The organism is Microbacterium sp. GXF6406 (genome assembly GCF_054798215.1).
The window spans coordinates 1-1,458 of sequence record NZ_JBSJZH010000051.1 but is presented as its reverse complement, the minus strand read 5'-3'; the positions used below and the strand labels follow the sequence as shown (position 1 = coordinate 1,458).

Sequence of the window (1,458 nt, the reverse complement as noted above, 5' to 3'; positions counted from 1 at the left end):
GGGCTCTTCGGACATTCGGTGGGGTCATGGGGTGAGGCCGCCGGCGGCGAGGAGCATGCGGAGCCTGTAGTTGTCGCGGTTGCGGAACCCTCTGGCGAGGCGGCGGTGGAGTTCGATGATGCCGTTCACTGCTTCGGTGCCGCCGTTGTTCGCCCGGCTGGTGGTGAAGTAGGCCAGGAATGCTGAGCGCCAGCGGCGCAGCGTGCGGCCCAGCCGGGCGATCTCGGGGATCGGACAGGTATGGAACGACTCGACGACCTTCTCGGCGATCCGTCGCCCTTCGGTGAGGTGCTTCGCGTGGTAGGCGGAGCGCAGCTGCTGGGCGCACTGCCATGCAACGAACACCTCATCGTGCGCTTCATCGGCCTCGATCGCGGTGAGCAGGCGGGCGCGCTGCTTGTCGGTGAGGTTCTCGGCTCCGGCGCGGAGGATGGTCTGGATCCCGTAGAGCGGGTCGCCCTTTCGTCCGCGATGCCCGAGGGTGTCTTGCTGAACACGTCGGCGGACTTCATCGACGGCGGCGGTACCCAGCTTGACGACGTGGAAGGCATCTAAGACCGCGGTGGCGTCCTCGAGCTTGTCTTCAATTGCGGTCTTGTAGCCGGCGAACGGATCGAGCGCTGCCACCTTCACGTTCTTGCGGAAGGTGTCGCCACGGTCGGCGAGCCAGGACGCGTAGGCCTTCCCCGATCTGCCAGGCACGAGGTCCAGCAGCCTGGCCCGTGTCTTTCCGGTGCTGTCGCGGCTGAGGTCGACCATCCCGGTCAGCTCCTTCGGTCCCCGCTTGCGGGGGTCGACGTGATGCCAGATGTGCTCATCGACACCGAGCGTGGTGACATTCTCGAATCGTGACTCGTCCTCAGCCAGCTTGACCAGCTCGGGCTCGACAGCCCGCCACACCGTCTTCCACGATGTCCCGAGTTGACGACGTAGTCCTTCGATCGTGGCGTGCTCTCGACGCAGCTGCCCGACCGCCCAGACGACCGCACGCCGGGTGAGCGACCCACGCTGGGCGACAAGGGACGGCAGCTGCTCCACGAACGTCTTCTTCGCGCAGTCCACGTCGCCGCATCGCCAGACCCGTTGCCGCCACACGATCCGCACCCGCGTCACGCCGGGCACGTCGTGAAGCACGCGGTAGCGACGTCCACGCGCGGTCGCAACGACCCCGCACGATGAGCACCCGGTCGGTGCCGCCGGTGTCGAGACGGTGACGATCAGCAGATCGTCCAGGCGGTCGACGTGCTCAACGTGGACACCGTCCAGGCCGAATAGAAGGTCGCAGCGGGAACACGGGCAGGTGGCACAGCGCGCGTCAGCGCACCCCGAACTATGGTGAAACACGTTGAGGTCCTCGTGATGGAACAGCAGTTGGCGCTACTGATCCTCGAGGACCTCAACCCCTACCCGCCGACCATCACCCGGCGAGCCTTACCCCCACCGAATGTCCGAAGAGCC

Annotated in this window: 1 protein-coding gene; it reads right to left on the bottom strand. The window is 66.4% G+C overall.

From position 1 onward, the window contains the following. Nucleotides 1-24: 24 nt before the first annotated feature. Nucleotides 25-1,344 carry an ISL3 family transposase gene (locus tag ACWAUG_RS13535; RefSeq protein WP_460802826.1) on the bottom strand — a complete coding sequence of 440 codons (1,320 nt, stop codon included), beginning with the start codon at nucleotides 1,342-1,344 and terminating at the stop codon, nucleotides 25-27. Nucleotides 1,345-1,458: the final 114 nt, after the last annotated feature.